Source organism: Thiohalocapsa marina, from assembly GCF_008632335.1.
Taxonomy (GTDB): Bacteria; Pseudomonadota; Gammaproteobacteria; order Chromatiales; family Chromatiaceae; genus Thiohalocapsa; species Thiohalocapsa marina.
Genome location: NZ_VWXX01000004.1, coordinates 12,955 through 36,991 on the forward strand (window position 1 = coordinate 12,955; position 24,037 = coordinate 36,991).

At 66.7% G+C, this 24,037-nt stretch carries 23 protein-coding genes; 16 read left to right on the top strand and 7 right to left on the bottom strand.

What is annotated here, in order from left to right; translation table 11 throughout:
• Nucleotides 1–18 precede the first annotated feature (18 nt).
• From trpD to speD, 5 genes are all read left to right on the top strand, one after another.
• Nucleotides 19–1,038 carry an anthranilate phosphoribosyltransferase gene (trpD, locus tag F2Q65_RS04150; protein WP_150090736.1) on the top strand — a complete coding sequence of 340 codons (1,020 nt, stop codon included), beginning with the start codon at nt 19–21 and terminating at the stop codon, nt 1,036–1,038.
• 71 nt (nt 1,039–1,109) lie between these two features.
• Nucleotides 1,110–1,913, top strand: a complete 804-nt coding sequence (trpC, locus tag F2Q65_RS04155) for an indole-3-glycerol phosphate synthase TrpC (RefSeq protein ID WP_211353945.1) — start codon at nt 1,110–1,112, stop codon at nt 1,911–1,913.
• A gap of 70 nt (nt 1,914–1,983) precedes the next feature.
• Nucleotides 1,984–2,400: an OsmC family protein gene (locus F2Q65_RS04160; RefSeq protein ID WP_150090740.1), complete on the top strand. Its 417-nt coding sequence runs from the start codon at nt 1,984–1,986 to the stop codon at nt 2,398–2,400.
• Nucleotides 2,393–3,979: a DUF885 family protein gene (locus tag F2Q65_RS04165; RefSeq protein ID WP_150090742.1), complete on the top strand. Its 1,587-nt coding sequence runs from the start codon at nt 2,393–2,395 to the stop codon at nt 3,977–3,979. The genes F2Q65_RS04160 and F2Q65_RS04165 overlap by 8 nt, the downstream gene beginning before the upstream one ends.
• A gap of 162 nt (nt 3,980–4,141) precedes the next feature.
• The gene (gene speD / locus F2Q65_RS04170; protein ID WP_150090744.1) at nt 4,142–4,981 is read left to right on the top strand and encodes an adenosylmethionine decarboxylase; all 840 of its coding nucleotides are present in this window, start codon (nt 4,142–4,144) and stop codon (nt 4,979–4,981) included.
• Between the two features lie 33 nt (nt 4,982–5,014).
• Here the strand turns inward: speD and coq7 are convergent, their stop codons facing one another.
• Nucleotides 5,015–5,659: a 2-polyprenyl-3-methyl-6-methoxy-1,4-benzoquinone monooxygenase gene (gene coq7 / locus F2Q65_RS04175; protein WP_150090746.1), complete on the bottom strand. Its 645-nt coding sequence runs from the start codon at nt 5,657–5,659 to the stop codon at nt 5,015–5,017.
• 28 nt (nt 5,660–5,687) lie between these two features.
• Entirely contained in the window at nt 5,688–6,989 is a 1,302-nt protein-coding gene (locus F2Q65_RS04180; RefSeq protein ID WP_246155960.1) for a (Fe-S)-binding protein, read from the bottom strand.
• A 176-nt stretch (nt 6,990–7,165) separates the two neighbouring features.
• Here F2Q65_RS04180 and F2Q65_RS04185 point away from each other — a divergent pair, with 176 nt between their 5' ends.
• Entirely contained in the window at nt 7,166–7,489 is a 324-nt protein-coding gene (locus tag F2Q65_RS04185; protein WP_150090749.1) for a (2Fe-2S) ferredoxin domain-containing protein, read from the top strand.
• A gap of 159 nt (nt 7,490–7,648) precedes the next feature.
• On the opposite strand, the gene F2Q65_RS04190 is transcribed toward F2Q65_RS04185, so the two are convergent.
• Together F2Q65_RS04190 and F2Q65_RS19400 are read right to left on the bottom strand one after the other, a co-directional pair.
• Nucleotides 7,649–8,689: an esterase/lipase family protein gene (locus F2Q65_RS04190; RefSeq protein WP_150090751.1), complete on the bottom strand. Its 1,041-nt coding sequence runs from the start codon at nt 8,687–8,689 to the stop codon at nt 7,649–7,651.
• A 592-nt stretch (nt 8,690–9,281) separates the two neighbouring features.
• On the bottom strand, nt 9,282–9,437 hold the full coding sequence (locus tag F2Q65_RS19400) for a hypothetical protein (RefSeq protein WP_170265512.1): 156 nt from the start codon (nt 9,435–9,437) through the stop codon (nt 9,282–9,284).
• A gap of 337 nt (nt 9,438–9,774) precedes the next feature.
• Here F2Q65_RS19400 and F2Q65_RS04195 point away from each other — a divergent pair, with 337 nt between their 5' ends.
• From F2Q65_RS04195 to speE, 8 genes are all read left to right on the top strand, one after another.
• Nucleotides 9,775–10,497 (top strand): response regulator, encoded by a 723-nt coding sequence (locus F2Q65_RS04195; protein ID WP_150090752.1) that lies wholly within the window; start codon nt 9,775–9,777, stop codon nt 10,495–10,497.
• A gap of 5 nt (nt 10,498–10,502) precedes the next feature.
• Complete coding sequence (locus F2Q65_RS04200) at nt 10,503–11,840, top strand: ATP-binding protein (RefSeq protein ID WP_246155961.1); 1,338 nt, start codon at nt 10,503–10,505, stop codon at nt 11,838–11,840.
• Nucleotides 11,841–11,968: 128 nt separating this feature from the next.
• Nucleotides 11,969–12,451: a peroxiredoxin gene (locus F2Q65_RS04205; RefSeq protein WP_150090756.1), complete on the top strand. Its 483-nt coding sequence runs from the start codon at nt 11,969–11,971 to the stop codon at nt 12,449–12,451.
• 255 nt (nt 12,452–12,706) lie between these two features.
• Nucleotides 12,707–13,324 carry an OmpA family protein gene (locus F2Q65_RS04210; protein ID WP_150090758.1) on the top strand — a complete coding sequence of 206 codons (618 nt, stop codon included), beginning with the start codon at nt 12,707–12,709 and terminating at the stop codon, nt 13,322–13,324.
• 140 nt (nt 13,325–13,464) lie between these two features.
• Nucleotides 13,465–15,909 carry an ATP-binding response regulator gene (locus F2Q65_RS04215; RefSeq protein WP_150090760.1) on the top strand — a complete coding sequence of 815 codons (2,445 nt, stop codon included), beginning with the start codon at nt 13,465–13,467 and terminating at the stop codon, nt 15,907–15,909.
• The gene (locus F2Q65_RS04220; RefSeq protein WP_150090762.1) at nt 15,906–16,781 is read left to right on the top strand and encodes an ATP-binding response regulator; all 876 of its coding nucleotides are present in this window, start codon (nt 15,906–15,908) and stop codon (nt 16,779–16,781) included. Before F2Q65_RS04215 ends, F2Q65_RS04220 begins: the two co-directional genes overlap by 4 nt.
• Entirely contained in the window at nt 16,781–17,113 is a 333-nt protein-coding gene (locus F2Q65_RS04225; RefSeq protein WP_150090764.1) for an ArsR/SmtB family transcription factor, read from the top strand. The genes F2Q65_RS04220 and F2Q65_RS04225 overlap by 1 nt, the downstream gene beginning before the upstream one ends.
• 58 nt (nt 17,114–17,171) lie before the next feature.
• Nucleotides 17,172–18,038: a polyamine aminopropyltransferase gene (gene speE, locus F2Q65_RS04230; protein ID WP_150090766.1), complete on the top strand. Its 867-nt coding sequence runs from the start codon at nt 17,172–17,174 to the stop codon at nt 18,036–18,038.
• A gap of 27 nt (nt 18,039–18,065) precedes the next feature.
• On the opposite strand, the gene F2Q65_RS04235 is transcribed toward speE, so the two are convergent.
• Both F2Q65_RS04235 and ilvB read right to left on the bottom strand, forming a co-directional pair.
• Nucleotides 18,066–18,512 (bottom strand): hypothetical protein, encoded by a 447-nt coding sequence (locus F2Q65_RS04235; RefSeq protein WP_150090768.1) that lies wholly within the window; start codon nt 18,510–18,512, stop codon nt 18,066–18,068.
• Between the two features lie 305 nt (nt 18,513–18,817).
• Nucleotides 18,818–20,563 carry a biosynthetic-type acetolactate synthase large subunit gene (ilvB, locus tag F2Q65_RS04240; RefSeq protein WP_150090770.1) on the bottom strand — a complete coding sequence of 582 codons (1,746 nt, stop codon included), beginning with the start codon at nt 20,561–20,563 and terminating at the stop codon, nt 18,818–18,820.
• Between the two features lie 173 nt (nt 20,564–20,736).
• Between ilvB and F2Q65_RS04245 the strand changes: the two genes are divergently transcribed.
• Nucleotides 20,737–21,609 (top strand): M90 family metallopeptidase, encoded by an 873-nt coding sequence (locus F2Q65_RS04245; protein WP_150090772.1) that lies wholly within the window; start codon nt 20,737–20,739, stop codon nt 21,607–21,609.
• Between the two features lie 23 nt (nt 21,610–21,632).
• On the opposite strand, the gene F2Q65_RS04250 is transcribed toward F2Q65_RS04245, so the two are convergent.
• Complete coding sequence (locus tag F2Q65_RS04250; RefSeq protein ID WP_170265513.1) at nt 21,633–22,349, bottom strand: retropepsin-like aspartic protease family protein; 717 nt, start codon at nt 22,347–22,349, stop codon at nt 21,633–21,635.
• 503 nt (nt 22,350–22,852) lie between these two features.
• Between F2Q65_RS04250 and F2Q65_RS04255 the strand changes: the two genes are divergently transcribed.
• Entirely contained in the window at nt 22,853–24,028 is a 1,176-nt protein-coding gene (locus F2Q65_RS04255; protein ID WP_150090776.1) for an aspartate aminotransferase family protein, read from the top strand.
• Nucleotides 24,029–24,037: the final 9 nt, after the last annotated feature.

The window sequence follows — 24,037 nt, forward strand, 5'->3', positions numbered from 1 at the left end:
TTTCCCATTCGATACCAAATGGACATCAAGCAAGCCATCAACCACGCTATCGCGGGCCACGATCTCGACAGCGACGACATGACCGCGGTCATGCAGAGCATCATGACCGGCGGCGCCACATCGGCCCAGATCGCCGGCTTTCTGGTGGCGCTGCGGCTCAAGGGCGAGACCGTGACCGAGATCGCCGCTGCGGCGGGCGTCATGCGCCAACTGGCCACTGGCGTCAATATCGCCGGACTGGCCCACGCCGTGGACATCGTCGGCACCGGCGGCGACTGCTCAGGCACCTTCAATATCTCCACCACCAGCATGTTCGTCGCCGCCGCGGCGGGCTGCCATGTGGCCAAACACGGCAACCGCTCGGTGTCATCGAAGTCCGGCAGCGCCGACGTGCTGGATGCTGCCGGCATCCGCCTGGACCTGACGCCGGACCAGGTAGAGCGCTGTGTGCGCGAGGTCGGCGTGGGCTTCATGTTCGCGCCGGCGCACCACAGCGCCATGAAGCATGCCATCGGCCCCCGGCGGGAACTGGGCGTGCGTACCATCTTCAACGTGCTCGGGCCGCTGACCAATCCCGCCGGCGTGCCGAACATGGTGCTCGGCGTCTTCAGTCGCGAACTGCTGCGGCCGCTGGCGGAGGTGCTGCAACGGCTGGGCGCCCGCCATGTGCTGGTGGTGCACGCCCGCGACGGCCTGGACGAGATCAGCATCAGCGAGCGCACCGACGTGGCGGAACTCAAGGACGGGCGCATCGACCTCTACAGCATCGCCCCCGAGGACTTCGGCCTGCAGCGCGCCGACCTCGACACGATCCGCGTGGACGGCCCGGAACAGAGCCTGCGACTGCTGCAGGGCGTGCTCGACAACCAGCCCGGGCCGGCGCGGGACGTCGTGGTGCTGAATGCCGGGGCCGCCATCCATGCCGCCGGCATCACCGCCAACCTGGCCGAAGGCGTCGCCCGGGCCGGCGATGTCATCGCCAATGGTCAGGCCCGGGAACGCTTCGATGCCCTGGTGCGACTGACCCAGAACCTGTGACCCAATTCGCAGACTCTTCTCCAAACCAGTGCGCAGACAGCCGAGTCAGCCAAGTTAGCCGAGTGGACAGCATGAGCGACACCCCGGACATCCTGCAGAAGATCGTGCGACGCAAGCGCGAGGAGATCGCGGAACGGGCCGAACACCGCCCCCTGGCGGCACTGGCCGACGGCCTGGCGCAGGCGCCAGCCACCCGCGGTTTTGCCGATGCCCTGCAGGCAAAGGTGCAGGCGGGGCTGCCGGCGGTCATCGCCGAGATCAAGAAGGCCAGCCCGAGCAAAGGGCTGCTGCGGCCGGACTTCCGTCCGGCGGAGATCGCCCGATCCTACGCCCGTAGCGGTGCCGCCTGCCTGTCGGTGCTGACCGACGTGGACTTCTTCCAGGGGGCCGACGCCTATCTGGCACAGGCCCGGGAGGCCTGCGCGCTGCCGGTGATCCGCAAGGACTTCATCATCGACCCGTACCAGGTCTACGAGGCCCGCGCCATCGGCGCCGACTGCATCCTGCTCATCGTCGCCTGCCTCGACGACGCCGAACTCAAGGCGCTGAACACGCTGGCGCGGCAGCTGGGGCTCGATGTACTGATGGAGGTGCACGACGGCGCCGAACTGGAGCGCGCCCTGGCCCTGCCCGGTCGGCTCATCGGCATCAACAACCGCAATCTGCGCACCTTCGAGGTCAGCCTGGACACCACGCTAGATCTGCTGGCGCGCATCCCGGATGACCGTCTGCTGGTGACCGAAAGCGGCATTCACAGCCGCCACGATGTCGCCCGCATGCGCAGCCATGGGGTCAATGCCTTCCTGGTCGGCGAGGCCTTCATGGTCGCGCCGGACCCCGGGGAGGCGCTCGCCCGCCTGTTCGGCGAGACCTGAACCGACCAACCCGGCCTGACCTGATCAGCCGCAGCACCATTCACAGCATCCGCACACCACCCGAGCGATCATGAAAGCACGCATCAAATGGATCGAAGGCACCGCCATGCTGGGCGAATCCGGCAGCGGCCACGGGGTGGTCATGGATGGGCCACCAGACCTGGGCGGCCGCAACCTGGGCGTCCGCCCGATGGAGATGCTGCTGCTCGGCATGGGCGGCTGCACCCAGTTCGACGTGCTGCTGATACTGCGGCGGGCCAGACAGCAGGTGACGGACTGCGTGGTGGAACTAGAGGCGGAACGCGCCGATACCGATCCCAAGGTGTTCACCCGCATCCATGCCCATTTCATCGTCACCGGCCACGCGCTCAACGAACGCCAGGTGGCCCGGGCCATCCAGCTCAGCGCGGAAAAGTACTGCTCCGCCTCCATCATGCTCGGCGCCAGCGCCACGGTCACCCACGACTACGAAATTCGCGATGTCTGAGGCCGCCGCCTTCGACGCCCTGGTCGAGGAATTCTTTTCCGTCTGGTTCCGCTTCCATCCGCTGGCGGCGGTACACAGCGGCCGCGGCACGGCCGGCTCGCTGCTGCCCCTGCACACCGACGACGATCAAGCGGCGCTGGCGGGCTGGCTGGAGACCCTGATCGTCGCCCTGGAGGAACTGGACTTCAACGCCCTGGACCAGGACCGGCAACTGGACCTGGAACTGCTGTTTGCGCTGGCCACCGTCGAGCACCGCGAACTGCTCGAGCGGGACTGGCGCCACCGCGACCCCGCGCGCTTCCTGCCGCTGGCCGCAATCCACCGCCTGACGCTGCTGCGCCCGCCCGACCTGCGCGCGGCCCTGGGTACCCTGCTGGCCGATCTGCCGGACTACCTGCTGCAGGCCATGGCCCAGCTCAGGCCTATGGCTGCGCTGGTCTCGCCGGTACTGGCCCGGGCCGCCATGGCCGCCGCCGAGGATGGTCGTCTCTACCTGCGGGCGCTGGGCAATAGCCGCTGGCTCAAGGACCAGTGCGGCACCGGCTGCGCGCTGGCGGCGCAGGCCGAGATCGCTGGCGAGGCGCTGGCGCACTATGCCGACGCCATCCGCCACGATCTGCTACCGCAGGCCGTGGGCAGCGCCGCCTGCGGCGCGGCGCACCTGCGCCTGCGGCTGCAGCGGCGCCACCAGCTGGACCTGGATCCCATGACCTGCGCCCCCTGGCTGGACGACCTGGCGCAGCAGTGCGAGCAGACCGATCCCGCTCCGGCGGCGGGACAATCCCACACCCAGGCCAGCCGGCTGCGCGATGCCCTGGGCGCGGAGAACCGCGGCTGGCTGGCGCACCTGCGACAGCGCGGGCTGTTCCACCTGCCGGCCGCACCGCTGCACGTGGCCGGCGGTCCGGTGTGTCCCCGATCCGCCGGTTACACCATCGACTACGTGGCAAACCCCGCCAAGGCCGAGGGCTGGCTCTATGTGCCGGACACCCTGAACGGCTGCGCCGTGCCGCCGACACCCGGCGAGGTCCGCGCCCGCGCGCTGCATCTGGGCTGGGGCGGCACCCATGCCCTGGCCTTCAGTGGTGGCGACGCGGCGCGGTCGCTGCCGCGCCGGCATGCCGACGGCCACAGCCTGTCCGGCGGCTGGAGCCTGTACCTGGACCGGCTCCTGTTCGAGACCGCCGACGCCCGGCCGGACGACCGCGCAGCGGCCCTGCAGCGGCGTCGGCTGGCAGTAGCGCTGGCGCGCATCGACCTGGAATTGCACTGCGACATCATCGACGCGGACAAGGCCGCCCATCGGCTGCAGCGCTTCATGCCGGATACCGACCGCGCGCTGCGGCAGCTGGCGCGGCTGATCCAGCAGCCGGGAGAGGCCCTGGCCGCGGTGCTCGGCTGGCGTCTGATCGAGGCTGCCGCCGACAGCCGCGCGGACGACAGCGCGCTGTCACCGCGACAACTGCATGATGGCCTGCTCGGACAGGGTCCGATCCCGCTGCCCCTGGCCATGCGACGCGCCTTCGGCGATGCGCACTGGAAGCGGATCTTCGAACGGCTGCAACCGACGCCGACCTAAGACGCCGAACCAGGACGCCGAACCAGGGACCACCGGACGCCCTGCGCGCGCGCATCGGAAAAAAAGTTGTCCCGGACGCGCAAACAACCCTGTTTTCTGGTTGAAAATTCCTCCAGCTCGGCGTAGCGTGCGCAGCCTAATGTTAGGAGGTACCGCACCAGAATGCCTACGCCGTCCAAGCGACTGAAGCTGCATGGCTTCAACAATCTCACCAAGTCGCTGAGCTTCAATATCTACGACATCTGCTACACGGATTCACCGGAGCAGCGCGCCGCCTACATCGAGTACATCGACGAGGCCTACAATGCCGAGCGCCTGACCGGGATCCTGACCGATGTGGCCAACATCATCGGCGCCAACATCCTGAACATCGCACGTCAGGACTACGACCCACAGGGCGCGTCGGTGACCATGCTGATCGCCGAGGAACACCCGGCCGAGGATGTGTCGAATACGCCGACGCCGGGGCCACTGCCGGATGCGGTGGTCGGCCACCTGGACAAGAGCCACATCACGGTACACACCTATCCGGAGAGCCACCCCGACAGCGGCATCAGCACCTTCCGGGCGGACATCGATGTCTCCACCTGCGGCCTGATCTCGCCGCTGAAGGCGCTCAATTATCTGATCCATGCGCTGGAATCGGACATCGTGATCATGGATTACCGGGTACGCGGCTTCACCCGCGACATCCGTGGCCGCAAGCACTTCATCGACCACAACATCAGCTCGATCCAGAATTATCTGTCGCGGGACACGAAAAACCGCTTCCAGATGATCGACGTGAACGTCTACCAGGAGAACATCTTCCACACCAAGATGGTGGTGGACGATTTCAACCTCGACGACTACCTGTTCTGCGTCAAGTCGTCCGACCTGTCGGACAAGGAGTACCGGCGCATCCATCGCCTGGTGCGCCGCGAGATGATGGAGATCTTCTACGGCCGCAACCTGGGCCGGGACATCGCCGGCTGGAACCTGAAGGCGGGTCGCCGGGGCTGACCGGTCGGCTCAGCCAGTCGACTATCCGGGATCTCAGAGCCAGTAGACACCCCGGGTCATCACCTTCGCCACCGCCTTCATCGCCAGCTTGACCGGCGCCGGCAAGGGGGCGCCACCGGCGTCGTGGGCGACGTCCGCGTGGTGCATCTCGTCGGCCTTCATCTGCTCCAGGATCGCGCGGGTGCGCTGGTCGTCCGCGGGGACCTGGGCGATGTGCTCATCCAGGTGGTCCTCCACCTGACGCTCGGTTTCCACCACGAAGCCAAGACTCCAGTGATCGCCGGCGAGACCAGCGGCCGTGCCCATGGCAAAGGAGCCGGCATACCAGAACGGATTGAGCAGGCTCTTGCGCCCGCCCAGTTCCTCGATGCGCTGCTCGCACCAGGCCAGGTGGTCGTTTTCCTCCCGCGCGGAACGCTCCAGGCGCTCGCGCACCTGCGGATCCCGCGCCGTCAGCGCCTGGGCCTGGTACAGGGCCTGGGCGCAGATCTCGCCGGTGTGGTTGATGCGCATCAGCCGCCCGATGTGGCGGCGCTCGTCATCGCTGAGATCCACCTCCTCGAAATGCGCCGCGGGATTGCGCCGCTCGGTAACCATAGGCCGGCCGAACAGGGTGCGCACGGCCTGGTCCAGGTTGACGAGAGCTCGGTCTGCCAGCGAATAGTGACGTTCGGACATGATCTTCTCTTCCCTTTCCTCAGCGAAATCATGGGCGAGCTCGTGCGGAATCCGACACGGCGCCCGATGTTGCAAGCGTGTGATCCGGCTCCTGTGCCGGTGGCGCCGGCGGGTCTGCCGCAACCAGATGTCGTGCCAGCAACTCCACCGGATGCAGTACCTCGATGTCAAGACCGGCGGCGCGGATCCGGCTGGCCAGATGCACGGCGCAGCCGCTGTTGGTGGTGACCAGCACCGACGGCACACGGCGGGCATCCGGGGCTTCGGCGATCAGGCGGCGAATGTGGCGCACCTTCTCGTCGCCCAGCTCCAGCGCCGTGGCGGGATGCCGCAGCATGTAACTGCCGGCCGCCCCGCAGCACTGGTCGTTGCCCGGCAAGGGCAGGACCCGCAGGCCGGGGATGCGTTGCAGCAGCGCCGGCACCGCGGCCGTATCGCGCAACCGGTTGCGGTGCGAACAGGACGCGTGCACCAGCACGGTCTGCGAAGACCGGCGCAGGGTCAGGTCCTCAGGCCAGGGCGCATCCAGCAGAAACCGGCACAGTTCCACCGCATCCAGAGTCGGCCCCAGTTCCGCCACACAGGCGCTCACGACACCGACCACGCGCCGGTCGCCGAAGGCCGCCGCATTGCGAGCAAGCAGCCGGTCCGCCTGGTCGACAAGACCTTCGTGCCGATGCAGCGCGCCGCAACAGCCCTGATCCGACGGCATGGTGACCGGGATGCGCAGGGCCGACAGCAGCTGGACGGTCGCATCCAGCACCTGCGGCTGCAGCGCCCGCGACACGCAGCCCAGGAACAGTCCGACCGGCGCCTCGCTGGCGGCGCCAGCGGCCGGCCCACTGGGCAACGGGCGCTGCCAGGGCCACTGCAGATGCGTGATCAGCCCGTCCAGTACCTGGAGCCGCGGCTGCCGCCACCGGGCCACCAGCCGCGACAGCCGCAGTTGCCGATACAGGCCGGCCAGGGCAGCCAGCAGCGCGATGCCGTCGGGACGGCTGAACAGTGCCAGCCGCAGACGCGGCAGTGCTCGCCGCCACCCTGGCATGCGCGCCGCGCGCCAGGCGCGGACGCCGTCCATGAGCTGGCCATATTGCACCAGTGACGGACAGGCCGGCTCACAGGCGCGGCATTGCAGGCAGTGATCCAGGTGCGCCTGCAGACGGTCGCTCTGGGCAAGCTCGCCGGACAACAGGCCCTGCATCAGCGCGATGCGCCCGCGGGGCGACTCCCCCTCATCACGGTAGAGGCGGAAGGTAGGGCAATGGGGCAGGCAGTATCCGCACTTGACACATTGATCCGCCAGCCGTAACAGATCTGAAGACTGCAAGAGTGAGGCTCGTCCCGAGAAAAAGGCAAACATTGCATTGTAGCGAAAGGCCGGCGGACACCAGCAATGATAAAGTTTGAATTCGCCGGCACCAGCCGATGCCTGCCGTGAGAGGCAGACCGCCCCGCCCTGTGCCACAATGTCGCACCGTTTCCCCGCATCCTTCGGGAGCCGCCATGTCCGACGCCCCCTACTACAAGTACCACGTCTTCCTGTGCACCAATCAGCGTGAAGACGGTCGCGCCTGCTGCGGCCAGTGCAACGCCCAGGCTGCCCGCGACTATCTCAAGCAGCGCACCAAGGCCCTCGGCATCGCGGGCAAGGGGGGCGTTCGCGTCAACAACGCCGGTTGTCTCGACCGCTGTGCAGAGGGCCCGGTGGCCGTGGTCTATCCGGAAGGCGTCTGGTACACCTACGTGGACAACGAGGATCTGGAAGAGATCCTGCAACAGCACCTGATACGCGGCCAGCCCGTCGCCCGCCTGCGCCTGCCGGGCTGATCCGATACCGGACCATCACGCCGCAGCAGGCGGCGCGGGGCCCTGTTCTTCATCTGCTCCGAAATCAGCCCTGACTCAGCCGCAGGCGCCCGTGCAGCGCACTTCGCCCTGGTATCAGCAGTCCGCGCGCCGGTCCGTCTGCCAGTCCGCATCAAGGTTTCACGGCGATTGGCTCCAGCGCTGCAGCTGGGCGATGATGGGGCGGATCGCCGGGGGCTCCGGATCGTCCGGGCCCAGGCGCCTAAGCATGGTCCGGTGGGTTGCATTGACGATCACCGGCGGTGGCGCATCTTCCAGCCGTAGCGAGGCGACACTGACGGCGCCGTCGCCCAGGCCGTTGGTCAGGGTCTGCCACCAGGCGTGAAGGTGCTCGCGCAGCGCCTCGGAGCCCACCTCCGCCGCCGCTGCATCCAGCCCCTCGGTGAGGCTGGAGGGGGTGCTGAGCAGCTGGGCGCCGATCAGGAAGCGTGGCACCGCATCGGGCCACGGGCGGGCGTTCAGGGCCTTCAGGAAGTTGCTCCCGGGGCGCAGATCAACCTTCGCCTCACCGACCCCGTCGCGCAATCCGGCAAACAGCGTGAAGCGCCGCTGTCGGGCATCCTCGAAGTGCTCGCGCAATTCCAGCCAGATCCGCAACCGCGCCCAGGGCGAGCCGTGGTTGGGCGTGCCGATCATGACCAGGCCGCCCACCGGGGCGCCCTCCAACTGCGGCGCGGGTCCCGGCGGATACCGCAGGCGCGTGACGAACTCCCGGGCCACCAGTCCGCCCATGCTGTGGCCGATGAGGATGACCGGCTGTTCCGCCGGCAGCGCCGCCCAATGCCGGGCCAGGAAGTCTGCGCTGCGGTCGATGCCCTGGTCGTTGGGGTAGCGCAGCTCCCACACATCGAAGCCGGCGTCGGCAAGGGCGACCACCAGGTCATCCCAGATGATGCCGGGCTCGTCGAGTCCGTGGATCAGAAGGACCGGCGGCTGCATGGCCCCCTGCTCGGCGGCTTGGCGCAACGCGACGCCGAAGCCGTCGCCGGGGGCGGACATCAGCTCCGGAAACCAGTTGTCCAGTTGATCGTGCACCAGCATGCGCAGCGCACGCTCCTCGGTGGGATGCAGTTCGGCCCAGAGGGTCCAGGCCGCGGCCATGGCCAGCGACAGGGCGACCCCCTTCAGCAGCAGTCGTCGCGGTCTGTTCGCCCAGTTCATCCGGAGTCCTCGTTTTGCAGCAGACCGTCCTTATACTCGAAGCGCATCCGCTATGGGGACAAGCCTTGGCGACACTATTTATGACTTCCGCAGAGCGCCGACGTGCCATTAGGGAAACGCTGATTTATTCTGCATTTCCCGTGCGGGGCAGAAGGCCACGCCATTGTTAGCGGCGCCTCCTTGGTCCATTCGTTACGTTACGCTGCGATGGAATGCGATGAAGCGTCAGCGCATTGCATACACCGTCCCGTTAATGCAGAAATCCTCGATTCCTATCAGCCCGGCAGCCGTGTCCATGCGCTGATCCACAACCCCTCCACCGAGGGGATCGACGCGGGCTGACCCCAAACCCGTTGCCGGATTGTCCGGGCGGGCACTTGCCAAACCCAGCCTGCGTCGGGTTTGCGACGCGGGTTGTACCCCTTGAAAGGAGGCACAAAAAAGCCGCCGCGACAGGGTGTGTAGCTGTCGTGGCGGCCAACTGGCTTGCTGCCCAGAAATCTGGCACTCTGAGGGACGCTCGCGATGCGAGCAGGCGCCCCGGAGTGCATGCACCAGGCGCTGTATTTACGGCGCCCGGCTGGTAGGTTGGTCAGCCCACGTGACGTGCGCTGTGCGCGTCGCCATCATGCATGCCGAGGGTACGCTGCTGCTTGATGCTGTCGTTGTTCCTGACCAGGCCGATGAGGAAGGCGCCGCTGATGATGGCCAGCAGGAGACCACCAATTGTCAAAGCGTCGAAACTCATTGTGTACTACCTCCGATTCGGACGCCGTCGATGGCCCTCTGCCATCGCGTCGTCGGTGCAAAGCGGATTCACCGGATCAGCAGCCTGCCACTGGCAGCGGCGTTGCCGTCCGCGATTACCGCGGGATTGCTGGGCATTATCCAAGGTGCGGGATGATTTTTTATTTCGGTAAATACTAATATTGTTACACTTTGTGACGGGCTGAGTATCCGCAACGGACCGTGCCGCAACCACGACGCGCCCGCAATGCCTCGGCAATGCCAAAACAGACACGTTTCCGTGACACCCGATTCGGGGCTCGATCAGCCACAATGCCTCAAAAACCAGGATATCCGCCATGCGTGCAGCCACCTCCGAGTCCACCCATCGCATCCTGGTGGTGGACGATGATGCATCCCTGCGGGACCTGCTGACCCACTACCTGCGTCGGGAAGGCTACGAGGTCAGCGGCGTTGAGGAAGGCGGCGCCATGTTCGCCTGGCTGGAAGATCACCAGGCGGACCTGCTGATCCTGGACCTGATGCTCCCGGGGGACGACGGGCTGACCCTGGCACGACGCCTGCGGGCGCAGTCCGATATCCCGATCATCATGCTCTCGGCCCGGGGCGACGACGTCGACCGCATCGTTGGCCTGGAGGTGGGCGCGGACGACTACCTGGCCAAGCCGTTCAATCCGCGCGAACTGCTGGCCCGCATCCGCGCCGTGCTGCGCCGTCGCGCCAAGGCCGCGGAGCCGCACGGCAACGGGCAGCAGCTGGACTTCGGCCCCTACCGCCTGGACCTGGCCGCGCACCGGCTGACGCAGCACGGAAAACCGGTGCCGCTAACGGCCAACGAATTCGACCTGCTGCGCATTTTCGCAGAACACCCCAATCAGTTGCTCGACCGGGACCGCCTGCTGGACCTGCTCAAGGGCTATGAACGCAGCCCGTTCGACCGCAGCATCGACGTGCAGGTGGCGCGCCTGCGTGCCAAGATCGAGCCCGACAAGAAGCAGCCGCTCTACATCCGCACGGTCTGGGGCCGCGGTTACATGTTCACGCCCCAGCCGGAGGCCTGACCCGCTTGTTCCGGCCGCTCCCGAAAACCATCTTCGGCCGGGTGTTGCTGACCCTGGTGCTGTCCTTCGGGGCCTTCGCCGTCACGACTGTCGCCGCCATAGTCCACTACGCACTGATTCCGGTGGTGCAGCGCTCGACCGAAGACTTGGCGGCCCTGATGGAGCTCTCCGCACACACCCTGGTCCAGCTGCCGCCGGACATCCGCGAGGAGTACCGCGCCAGGCTGCTGGACGAGTACCAGCTGCGCCTGCGAACGGAAGACCAGCCGCCGCAGGAGCTGCGCTATTACTTCTTTCCTTACGTGACGCGCCTGAGCCAGTCCTTGGGCGAACGGCTGCGCCGCCCGGTGCGCATGACCAGCAACGTCATCGACAACACCCGCTGGTTCTGGGTCGACATCGACACCGCACAGGGCACCGTCTGGGCCGGCTTTCCGCGCAACCGCATCAATACCAAGCCCATGGCGGGCCTGCTGGTGATCTCGGGTGCGGCGCTCTGGCTGCTGATCGTGACCTCGGCAGTGCTGGCGCGGCGCATGACCTTGCCGCTGACCCGCCTGTCACAGGCCGCGGAGGCGGTGGCCAAGGGACGCTCGCCGGATCCCCTGCCGGAAAACGGCGCGCGGGAAATCGCCAGCCTGGCCCGGCAGTTCAACCGGACCAGCCAGCAAGTGCGCGAACTGCTGGCGGACCGCACGGTGCTGCTGGCCGGCATCTCGCACGACCTGCGCACGCCCCTGACCCGGCTGCGGCTGGCGCTGGAGATGCTGCCCGAGCAGACCGCTCCGGCGCTGGCGACGCGCATGGAGCAGGACATCGAGGAGATGAATCAGCAGATCGCCCAGGCGGTGGAACTGGGTCGCACCCTTGGCACGGGCGATCGGCACGACGTGGAACTCACCAGGCTCATCGGCGAGGTGGTCGGCAACCGGCCCCGGCTGCGCTGGCAGCCCCAGGGCGCCTGCGTACGCGCGGTGAATGTGATGGCCCTGCGACGCATCCTGGGCAACCTGCTGGAGAACGCACTGCGCTACAGCGCCGGGATGGTGGAGATCCGGCTGGATTGCACCCCGGACGGCGGCGCCATCTTTGTCCTCGACCGCGGACCCGGCATCCCCGCAAGCGAGCGCAAAGCCGTCTTCCGGCCGTTTTACCGCCTGGAGGGATCGCGCAACCGCCGCACCGGCGGCTCCGGTCTGGGGCTGGCGGTGGCGCGCCAGCTGGCCGTCGCCAACGGCATGGAGATCCGCCTGGGCAACCGTATCGGTGGCGGCACCGTGGCCAGTGTGCATCTGGCCCAACCGGAACCGACCGCGGAATTCACGGACGATTCCGGGAGTTGACGAGCGACCCGGGCCGCTCTACATTCCGGGGCCAAAAAGAGGCGCACGTCGTCCGGCGCACAGGGCGCCTGCACAGGCCGTGCAGCCGACCGAACGCCAACGCACCCGCTCACCGCCGAGGACCTCCGATGCTGCAACCAGGCGATCAAGCCCCGTCCTTCTCATTGCCCGATGCAGACATGGAGCGCGTCAGCTCAGACCAGTTGCTGGCCACGGGCAATCTGGTGCTGTGCTTCTACCCCAAGGACGACACCCCCGGCTGCACCATGGAGGCCCTCGAATTCACCGACCTGCATGACGACTTCGTCGCCGCCGGCGCCGATCTGGCCGGCATCAGCTGCGACACCTGCGCCAGCCACGGCGCCTTCCGCGACAAGCACGGGCTGAGCGTGCGACTACTGGCCGACACCGATGGCGAGGTCTGCCGTCGCTACGGCGTCTGGCAGGAGAAGGAGAAGAACGGCGAAAAACGCCAGGGCATTCGCCGCTCCACCTTCATCATCGGACGCGACGGAACCATTCACCACGCGCTCTACGACGTAAAGCCGAAGGGGCATGCCGCGGCGGTGCTGGAATTGACCCGCGGACTCGGGACCGACAGCGTATCATAATTACCACAACGAAAAAATCAGCCGGTTTTTGGCGGATCGCACGTTGTCAAAACCGCAAAACTGCGGATTTTCCGTATTTTTTTGTTTCATTTTTCCGACAGTGCGCTATCATTTAGCCACGGCAGCAGCCGGGCGCGATGGCTGTGGCCGTCGTCGCCCGCTGCACGACGCCATTTCTGCCGGACTGAACTGCGCAAACTCAACCGCAAACCCAAACACCCGTAAACCAACACGCGTGAACCCAAGGAGCCACTCATGAAGACGATCGCATCCGCCCGCGCCACCGCGCTGGCCGTTTCTGCGGCATTCGCCCTGTCCATCGGCAGCACCGCTGCCGTCGCCAACGGCCTTGCCGGTCCTGTCGTCGCCTCCGTCGACACCCAAGAATCCTACTGGTACGCCGCCGGCGATGTCAGCCTGCCGAACGGCCAGCTGTGGGCCAACAGCGCCGGCGAATGCTGGCAGAGCGCCTATCCTGACGGCCCGAACAACCTGCCGCCCTGCGAGATGGCCGTTCCGCAGTCCGTCACCATCGCGCTGAACTTCGAGTTCGACAAGTATGTGGTGCCTGACTATGTGGTCAACCGCGAGGTCCTCGCCGACATCGACGACTACATCGCCCGCGTCAAGGCCACCCCCGAGAACGAGTACATCACCATCGTCGGCCACACCGACGCCAAGGGCTCCGACGAGTACAACATGGGTCTGGGCTATCGCCGGGCGGATGCCGTGCGCGATCACTTCATCGCCCAGGGCTACCCGGAAGAGCACCTGGCCCCCGCCCAGAGCATGGGCAAGCGTGACCTGCTCCCCGGCGTCGATCCGTTCTCGGTCGAGCAGCGCCGCGTAGTCATCACCAAGAGCGACGGCTAAACCGTACGCTGCAGAGGCGGTCGGACTGATCGGTCCACCCTGGGCTCACCGTCAGGAATGATCGTCCAGCCATCCGCCTGCGGGATCACCGCACACACCGACCGGTCGGGCCCGCCCCGGCCGGTCTTTTTTTGGGCGCCATGAGGCTCCGCTACTACATCCTGCTGCTGCTGCTGTTGTTCGGCCTGACGCCGCTGCTGCTGGCCGTGGTCATCAACCTGCCCCTGGTGCTCGACCGCACGGCACTGTTCTATCAGAAGGCCTATCTGCAAAACCTGCGCGCGGACTTTCGCGATCTGGACCAGCATCTGGCCAGCCGTGACGAGATGATCCGCATGCTGGCCAAGCTGCCCGAGCCCGGCATCATCCTCGGCGACGCGGTCGGCGAACTCCAGATCGATCTGGCCCGGGCCCGCTATACCGGCTGGATCAACCAGATGCTGGCCGACCAGGTCGACATCATCCAGATCCTGTTCATCGATGCCGACGGCAACGAGCGCTTCTGGCTGCGGCGCGACCCGCAGACCCGGGAGTGGCATCCCACCGAGCAGCCGCCGGAGCCGCCCAGCCAGGGCTTCGTCGACGCCGGCCTCAAGCTGCAGCCGGGCGAGGTGATCTTCAGCCGCATCCGCATCAATCCGCACGCGGCCAGCGCCGATCCGCGGCAGATGATGACCTTGCAGCTGGCCAGCCCCATCGGCGGCGAGCCGGACAGCAGGCCCCGCGGCCTGCTGCTGATGACCATCGACGTGGCCGGTCTGGCCCAGTTCTACCGCGACACCTTGTGGGTGAACGACGCCGGCAGCTACCTGCGTCCGGGCAAGCCCATCAGCAACCAGTCACGCGCGTTCACCGACTTTCCGGGCCTGGAGCAGATCTTCGCCGAGGACAAGCTCGCCCTGTGGCGTGGGGGCGAGGGCCCGCCCCTGCTCTGGGTGCCGATGTTCATGACCGAGGACGCAGCGCCGCTCTGGGTGGGACGGCCGGTGGACCCGTCGCCGCTGGAGGATTTTCGCGACGCCCTGATCCTGCGCGTGCTGTCCATCGTGCTGATCCTGGTACTGACGGTCATGGGCATCGCCCACTGGCTAGCCAGCCGCGCCGAACGCCTCGGCCAGGAACTGACCAGCGGCATCGAGACCATCCTGCGCAATACCGACACGCGCCGCTTCGACTGGGGTGGCCCGCGCGAGGTCCGCGCCCTCGCGTCGCAGCTGAACGCCCTGGCCCGCACCCATGCAGAGCATGTGGCCAGCGAGCGCCAGCACACCCGCCAGCTGGAGCAGTCCAATCGCTACAAGTCCGAGTTCCTGGCCAACGTCAGCCACGAGCTGCGCACGCCGCTCAATGCCATCCTGCTGCTGTCGAAGATGCTCGCGGCGGAAGAGTCCGGCCTCGACGGCGAGCAGCGCCGGCAGGCCCGGGTCATCAACGAGGCAGGGCGCGACCTGCGGGCCATGATCGACAACATCCTGGACATCTCGCGGATCGAGGCCGGCGCCGTCACGGTCAGCCTGGAATGGGTGGAACTGGCCCCGATGCTGGCGGAACTGGCGCGTCTGGTCCGGCCGCTGTTTGGCGACAAGGGACTGGCGTTCCGCGTCGAGCATGATCCACAGGCGCCGACACGGGTCTACACCGATCGCGGCAAGCTCGGCCAGATACTGAAGAATTTCCTGTCCAATGCGGTCAAGTTCACCGAGCACGGCAGCGTCGTCGTCACCGTCTCGCCGGACCGGCCGCCCTATGCCGTCGCCATCTCGGTCACCGACACCGGCATCGGCATCCCGCCGGGCAAGGAACAGATCATCTTCGATGCCTTCCAGCAGGCCGACGGCTCCACCCGCCGCCGCTACGGCGGCACCGGGCTCGGCCTGTCCATCAGTCGCGAGTTGACGCAACTGCTGGGCGGGCGCATCGACGTCGACAGCACCCTGGGCCAGGGTTCCCGCTTCACGCTGCGGTTGCCGTTGTCCGTCGACACCCGGGGGCTGGAGTCGGTGGAGATCATCCAGGTCATGCACGGCGGCGCATCGCCGTCGCAGGACACGCAAGCGCCCGCTGTGCCCGCGCCGCAGCCATTGCCGGTGGATCAAGGCCAACACTGGGTGTTGCTGGTGGAGCGGGACGTGCAGAGCCTGGTGGCCGTGGCCTCGCAGCTGGAAACCCTGGGGGTGCGGGTGCAGACGGCGGCCGACGGCGAGGAGGCCCTGGAAACCCTGGCGGAGGAACGCGACTGCGCCTTGCTACTGCTGGCGGCGCAGGAGATGCCTGAACACCCGGCGCAGGGCCGCACCCCCAACGCGACCCCGAACACAACCCAGGACGCAATCCCGGCCCCGACCCCGGACACCACACGGAAGACCTGTGATACGATCCGACACATTCGTGATGACATGGGCCTGAGCGAATTGCCCATCGTCATCCTCGGCAGCCTCGATCAGGAACAGCGCCGGCGGTGCCTGGAAGCCGGTGCCCACGGCTTCCTGCAAAAGCCCATCGCCGACGATGCCTTGGCGGGGCTGGTTACCGAAGTCCTCGACACAGCCACGGGATCCACAGCGACGCCGCAGCCATCCGCATGAGCGCAGCCGAATACAAGATCTTGATCGTCGACGATCATGCGCACAACCTGTACACACTGAGGACGCTGATCGAGAAGCACCTCGCCGCAGAGGTGCTGGAGGCCGCCTCAGGACGCGAGGCAATCGATCTCAGCCTCGAACACCGCGACATCGACCTGATCATCCTGGACGTGCAGATGCCGGAGATGGACGGCTTCCAGACCGCGTCGATGCTCAAGCTGCGCAAGCGCACCCGCGACGTGCCCATCATCTTTCTCACCGCGGCATTCAAGTCCGAGGAGTTCCAGCAACGCGGCTTCGCCGTCGGCGCGGTCGACTACCTGCTCAAGCCCATCGACGACAACCTTCTGATCAACAAGATCAGCACCTATTTCCGCCTGATCAGCAAGGAACGCTCGCTCAACCGCGAGCTGGAACGGCTGGTGGCGGAACGCACTGCCGAGCTGGAACAGGCACGACAGTATCTGCAGAACATCCTCACCCATATGGGCGAGGCGCTGCTGGTGCTGACGCCGGAGGGGATCATCAAGACGGCCAATCCGGCCGCCTGCCGCATGCTCGACTATGCCGAGGCGGACCTGATCGGTCTGGCCATCGGCGACGTGTTCGAAGAGGAAGGCGATGCCGAGGCCGGGGCCTTCATGGGCACCTGGCTGGAGGCGCTGATCCGTACCGGCGCCCTGGCCAAGATCGACGCCCGCTTCATCGCCCAGGACGGCAGACGGGTGTCGATCCTGTTCTCGCGCACGGCGGTGAAGGACAGCGACGGACGGATCAGCGACATCATCTGCATTGCCAAGGACATGACCGGTTACGTGCGCATCGACCCAGACGACGAACACGCCAACCCCAAGGAGACGGAGCAACCGTGATGACCGAACAGACGCCCGCCGACCCCCCCGAGGAAGACACCGCCCTCACCGCGATGGCGCTGAAGGCCATGGCGCACCCCCTGCGCTGGAAGATCCTCTGTTCCCTGGGCGACCGGGAGCTATCAGTGGGCGAGATCGTCGAACGCACCGGCACCTCACAGAGCAACATCTCGCAGCACCTGGAACAGCTCCGCAACAAGAACATCGTCGTCGCCCGCAAGGAGGCGAACCGCATCTTCTATCGCATTCGCAACCACCAGTTGCTGGAACTGATCGGCATCATGCGCGACGTGCTTTGCCCGGCCAACCTCGACGACCGTTATCCGCGTTGACGCGCGGCCCGCACGGCGCCACACTTGCGCGCCTGATCAACCTGCGCCGAATAGAGTCATGCTGGACGATAAAGAGTGGTTTACCGAGGTGGTGGATGCCGCCGGCAGTGCCTTCTCCCTGCGGGTGCGCCGCAAGCTGCACGAGGAGCGCAGCCCCTACCAGACCATCGCCGTATACGAGACCGAACACTTCGGCAACCTGATGGTCATCGACGGCTTCACCATGCTCAGCAGCCGCGAGAACTTCCTGTATCACGAGATGCTGGCCCACCCGGTGCTCTTCACCCATCCGGCGCCGGAACGGGTGTGCATCATCGGTGGCGGCGATTGCGGCACCCTGCGCGAGGTGCTGAAGCACCCGGAGGTCACCGCCGCCACCCAGATCGACATCGACGAGCGCGTGACCCGCATCGCCGAGACCTGGTTTCCGGAACTGACTGCATCGAACCAGGACCCACGCGCGAATCTGCTGTTCGACGACGGCATCCGCTGGATCCGCGAAGCGGAGGCCGGCAGCCTCGATGTCATCATCATCGACAGCACGGATCCGGTCGGGCCGGCCGAGGGCCTGTTCACCGAGGAGTTCTACCGGCATTGCCTGCGCGCCTTGGCCGACGGCGGCCTGCTGGTGCAGCAGAGCGAGTCACCGCTGTATCACATGGACATCATCGGCGGCATGCGCGCAGACCTGCAGGCGGCGGGCTTTGCCGACCTGCGCACGCTGTTCTTCCCGCAGACCATCTATCCGTCCGGCTGGTGGAGCGCCACCATGGCCCGCAAGGACGCGCGCATCGACGGCTTCCGCCGCGCGGACGTAGATGCGCGGCGCTTCGACACCACCTACTACAACGCCGATATCCACACCGCGTCTATGGCGCAGCCGGAGTTCTTTCGCCGCCGGTTCCAGGGCGACACCACCGGCTGAGAGACTGGCCTAGCTGCCGCGGCCCGCTCAGGCCGCGGCGGCGTCCTTTTCCTCGATCTTGCGCACCAGCGGGTAGAGATGCTCGGTCTCGCGCTGGATGCGGTCGAGCACCAGCCGGAACATGTGCTCGGTCTCTTCCAGAAACTCCTGATGGTCACGAATGGTGAGGTGACGGTGGGTCTCGTTGCACCATTCCTTCAGGTAGTCATTGAAGATACGCTTGATCTCGGTGGAGCCGGACAGGAACCGGTCAGCGGTGTTCTTCATGCTCTGATCCGGATACGAGATCAGCTTGCCGCACAACTCGCGGTCCACCAGTTCCATGTGCTCACGGACCTTGGAACTGTACTCGAAAAAGACGTCGCATGCGGTCTCGGTATCGCACATCTCGCGACTCTGCACCAAGTACAGAAAGACATTGGACAGTTCGGTGATCTTGTGGTTCTGCGCGTGCAGTTTCGAGAAGGCAGTCATGGACGGTACATCCCCTTGTGTCAATTCATGCTGGTCGTTGCAGACGCGCCCGAGTCAGACCCGCCAGACCGGGCGTTTCCCAAGGTAGGCACTGAGCTGTCGGCCTCTCTGATCCGGTCCAGGATCAGAATCAGTGCGGGATCCGAAGCGGTTGCGGCAACCGACGAATATTGGATTGGTATCTTGCGCGGCTAGTATGGTACGCGCAAATCGGCAACACAACCATCACCGCCATGCGCACCGGAGGCCGGGGCCGGCACAGGGGTCCGCGAGCCTGCAGCGCAGGCGTTGCGTCAAGCGTTGCATCAGGATTCGATCATGGCGTCGAGCTGCTGCCCCGGCGGCACCATCGGCAGCACGTTCTCCGCCTTGTCCACCCAGACATCCACCAGCACCGGCCCGGCATGGGCCACGGCCTCCGCCAGTACATCGCGCAGTTCCTGCGGCCGCCGCACGCGCAGGGTCTTCAGTCCCGGGTACACCATCCGCAGTGCCGTCAGATTGGGTAACTGACGGCGACAGTTGTGGTCCATGTCGGTGCAGTCGGGGTCGCAGTCGTGCTGCCGGGCGAGGCAGGTCTCGTGATGATGGCCATCGTCCATCATGTCTTCCCACTGGCGCACCATGCCGAGAAAGCTGTTGTTCAGCACGAACATCTTCAGTGGGATGCGGTTGGCAACCACGGTGGCCAGCTCCTGCAGGTTCATCTGGAAACTGCCGTCGCCATCCACCAGCAGCAGCGGATGATTGGGATTGCCGTACCAGGCGCCCAGGGCTGCAGGCAGCCCGAACCCCATGGTGCCGAGCCCGCCGGAACTGATCCACTGCCGCGGCCGGCGGAAGGCGTAGTACTGCGCGGCCCACATCTGATGCTGTCCGACCCCGGTGGCAAGGGTGGCGTCGCCGCCGGTCAGCTCCGACAGCAGCTCGATGACCGCCTGCGGCTTGATGTAGGCGCCGCCCGCATAGGGCAGCGGCATCTGCGTGCGCCAGCCCTGCACCTGCACCATCCACTCGGCATGGCTCGCCTGGCGCCCGGTTTCCAGTGCGTGGGCCAGGAACCGGTCCGCCGAGGCCACCAGTGACAGATGTGCCTTGATGGTCTTGTCGATCTCGCTGGCGTCGATGTCCACATGGGCGATGCGCTTGCCGTCGGCAAAGCCCTTCATCGCCACCCGGTCGTCGAAGCGACCGCCCAGGGTCAGGATCAGATCCGCATCGCGCAGGGCGTAGTTGGCCGGAATGCTGCCATGCATGCCGGGCATGCCCAGGTTGTGCGGCGACTCAGCCGGCACCGCGCCGAGGGCATTGAAGGTGGTGGTGACCGGCACGTCGAAGCGTTGCACGAAATGCAGCAGCGCAGCCGCGGCCCCGGCATGGATAACGCCGCCCCCGGCCTTGACCACGGGTCGCCGAGCCGCTGCCAGCGCGTCCAGGATGGCATCCGCCGCGGCGGGATCGAACGGGACCGCGGCCCGATGCCGGCGACGCGGCGGGTTGGCCCGAGTCAGGCGGGCCAGCTGGACGTCTTTGCAGATATCCACCACCACCGGGCCAGGACGGCCATGGCTCGCCAGGGCAAAGGCCTCGCGCAGGGTCGACGCCAGATCCGCCACGTCCCGGACCAGGTAGTTGTGCTTGGCGATGGGCCGGGTAATGCCGACCGTATCCACCTCCTGGAAGGCGTCGCTGCCGATGGCGCCGCTCGGTACCTGTCCGGTGATGAACAGGGTCGGTACCGAGTCCTTGTAGGCATCGGCGATGGGGGTGACGAGGTTGGTCGCACCAGGCCCGGATGTGGCCAGCGCCACGCCGACGCGGCCGCTGGCCCGGGCATAGCCCTCGGCGGCATGGCCCGCGCCGCCTTCCTGGCGGCACATGACGAAGCGCGGCACCGGCTCGCCGCGGCGCATGCGCTTGTTCAGCTCCACATGCAGCGGGATCACCGCGCCGCCGGTATGGCCGAAGATGACCTCGACGCCGAGGTCGCGCAGGACATCGAACAGGATGGCGGCGCCCGTGGGCGGCGCAACGGTGGGCGTATCGGACATGGCGCAGCAGTCGGACCGGAACGACAGGAAGCCGTCAATATACCGGTTGCCGGGAAAATGCGGAAATGATCCGCGCCAACAAGCCCGCCTGGCGGCCGGGCCATCTGGCCTGCACGGGCCCAAACCCCACAGTAGAATGTACCGGCAACACCGATAACCGCTTTGCGATGGTCATGACGAAGACCCGATTCGCGCCGACGTCCCCCACCGTCAATCCCGTCACGCGCTGGTGGCAGGCGCGCCGTCTGCGGCGTGCGCTGGCAGGCGTCGACGCGGCGCTCTGGCCCCGAATCATCGCCGAGTTACCGCTGCTGCAGGGACTTGACGACACCGAACTGGCGCGGCTGTGCGACCTGGCGGCGCTGTTCCTGCAGGACAAGTCCCTGGAGCCCGCCCGCGGCGCATGCCTTAGCATTCCCATGCGACAGGGCCTGGCCCTGCAGGCCTGTCTTCCGGTGCTGGCGCTGGGCCTGGGCCGCTACCGTGGCTGGCACGCACTGATCCTGTATCCAGACGAGTTCGTGCCTGCCCGCGAGGTCATCGACGAAGACGGCATCGTCTGGATCGACGACGCACCCAAGAGCGGCGAGGCCTGGGAGCAGGGACCGGTCATCCTGTCGCTGGCGGATGTGGCCGCCGGCCAGCAGCGCGACGGCTACAACGTCGTCATCCACGAACTGGCGCACAAGCTCGACATGGACAACGGTGTCGCCAACGGCCATCCGGCATTGCACGCGGACATGAGCAACCGGCAGTGGGCCAGCGACCTTGGCGCGGCCTACGACGACCTGTGCCGCCGCGTCGACGCCGCCGATCAGGGCCGGGGCCCGGAACCTGCCATCGACCCCTACGCCAGCGAATCGCCGGCGGAGTTCTTTGCCGTCTGCAGCGAGGCCTTCTTCGAACTGCCGCACCTGCTGCAGGGCGTCTATCCCGACGTCTACCGCCAGTTCCGGGCCTTCTATCGACAGGACCCCGCCGCCCGGCTACCCCCCGTCGATCCGCCGCCCGGTCGGGTGGAACAGACGCAGCCTTTTCACCAATAGGCAGGCGCGCAACCACGCCAAGACTAGCGCCGGATCAGCGTCAAGGTCCCCTGCGCGTCGTCGATGGTCATCTGATAACGGCCCAGCACGCTCATGCCCAGCAGGCCGCCGTTACCGATCCTGTCGTCGTCGAGAAAGGCCACCGCGACGTCCTCCACCCGCTGCTCGCCCAGCCACAGGCCCGCCAGCGAGCCCACCCGGGCAGAGGTCCGCCCGTTGGCCGTCTGCACCTCCCGCTCGCTGAGACCTGCCTCATCCAGCCCGAGCAGCGCGATCATGGAGCGCGGCAGCACCAGGGTGTCGGCGCCGGTGTCGATCAGCAGCACCTGCTCCAGGCGCTTGCCGCCGGGACCCTCCAGGGAAACGTGAACGGAATGCTGACTGCCGCTGCGCACGGTCGGCAAGGTGATGCTGGCTCCGTCAGCCGACTCCGCCCCGGTCTCACCGATCTCCACCAGCGTCTTGGGCAGCGCATTGCCCGGCATCGCCGGCCCGAGCACGATGACGCGTTCGATGCCGCCATCCGGACCCTGCAGGATGATGTGGTCGAAACGCTCGAGCAGCTGTCGCACCCGCCGGTAGACATCGTCACCCTCGGCCCGACCACGATGGTCCACCACATGGGCTGCCCCAGTCACACCAAAGCCATGGACGGACGCCAGCCGCGCCAGCTCGTCGCCCACATCCACCTGCGCCGCCCTGGCCGATGGCACGGCGATGCCCAGCCAGAGCAGAGGCACCAGCCAAGGCCGGATCTGCAGCCGTAGCCGGCACCGAAGCCCTCCGGCAAGGCGCCAATCCCGGACAGGTCCGCCCAGAGAATCTCGCGTCATCATCTTCGACCTCTCAAATTTCCGAGCCATCGACGGCCATGCCGCTGTCCATTGCCTGCCACCTCGCTGCCTGCGCGCCGGCTCAGCGGCCCGGCAGCCATCCGACTGCCCGACAGGGCAGGCAAAATCGCGCGGAGACGACCGCGCGAGCACAATTTGCCCCGGCAGGCCTTTTGCTGATATTCTAGCCCGCTTTATTCAGCTCACAGGGCGGATCACCGGCGCGGCCGATCCGCCCTTTGCAGTTTCTGGGGCGGCAGATTTCGGTCCATCATGCCTGCCCACAAGTTGAGCAAGCGCTGAACTGGCCCTGAATTGGCCCTGAATTGGCCCTGAGCTGGCGCTGAACTGGCCGCCGAACAAATCCTGACAACCCGCACACGCACGTACGCTGCAGTGAGTTAAGCCCTATGGCTGAGCATCTCATGGCAACCTATGGTCGCCTGCCCGTCGCCTTCACCCATGGCGAGGGCCCCTGGCTGTGGGACAGCAATGGTAAACCCTATCTGGATGCGCTGTCCGGCATCGCGGTCTGCGGTCTCGGCCATGCGCATCCCAAGGTGACGCAGGCGCTGTGCGAACAGGCCGGCACCCTGCTGCACACCTCCAACCTGTATCGCATCCCGGTGCAAGAAGAACTCGGCGAGCGGCTCTGCGCCCTGGCCGGCATGGATCGCGCGTTCTTCGCCAACTCAGGTGCCGAGGCGAACGAGGCCGCCATCAAGCTCGCCCGGCTGCATGCCCATCGCCGGGGCATCGAGCGGCCGGAGATCCTAGTCATGGAGGGCAGCTTCCACGGCCGCACCCTGGCCACGCTGTCCGCCACCGGCAATCGCAAGGCACAGGCCGGCTTCGAGCCCCTGGTACAGGGGTTCGTGCGGGTGCCCTACAACGATGTCGCGGCGGTGGAAACCGCCGCCGCCAATCGCGGCAACATCGTCGCGATCCTGGTGGAACCCATCCAGGGTGAAGGCGGCATCGTCATCCCGGACGCCGACTACCTCGCCGCCCTGCGCCGCATCTGCGACCGGCAAGACTGGCTGCTGATGTTCGACGAGGTGCAGACAGGCATGGGCCGCACCGGCACCCTGTTCGCCTGCCAGCAAGCGTCCGTGCTGCCGGACGTGATGACCCTGGCCAAGGGCCTGGGCAACGGCGTGCCCATCGGCGCCTGCCTGGCCCAAGGCGCCGCTGCCGAGGTGTTTGCCCCTGGCAGCCACGGCTCCACCTTCGGCGGCAATCCATTGGCCTGCCGCGTCGCCGGCGCGGTGCTGGACGTGCTCGAAGGCGACCGGCTGGCGGAGCACGCCGGCGTACTGGGAGAACGCATGCTGAACGGGCTGCGGCAGGCACTGGACGGCGTCGACGGCGTCGAGCAGGTCCGTGGCCGCGGCCTGATGCTGGGCATCGCGCTGGACCGGCCCTGCGGCGAACTCGTGGGTCGGGCCCTGACCGAGGGCCTGCTGATCAATGTCACCGCCGAGCGCGTGGTACGACTGCTCCCGCCCCTGATCATCGACGAGCAGCTGGCCGACAGCATCGTCGACACCGTGTCGAACCTGATCCGCGACCTTCTCGCGCCATAGGCTCGTTGC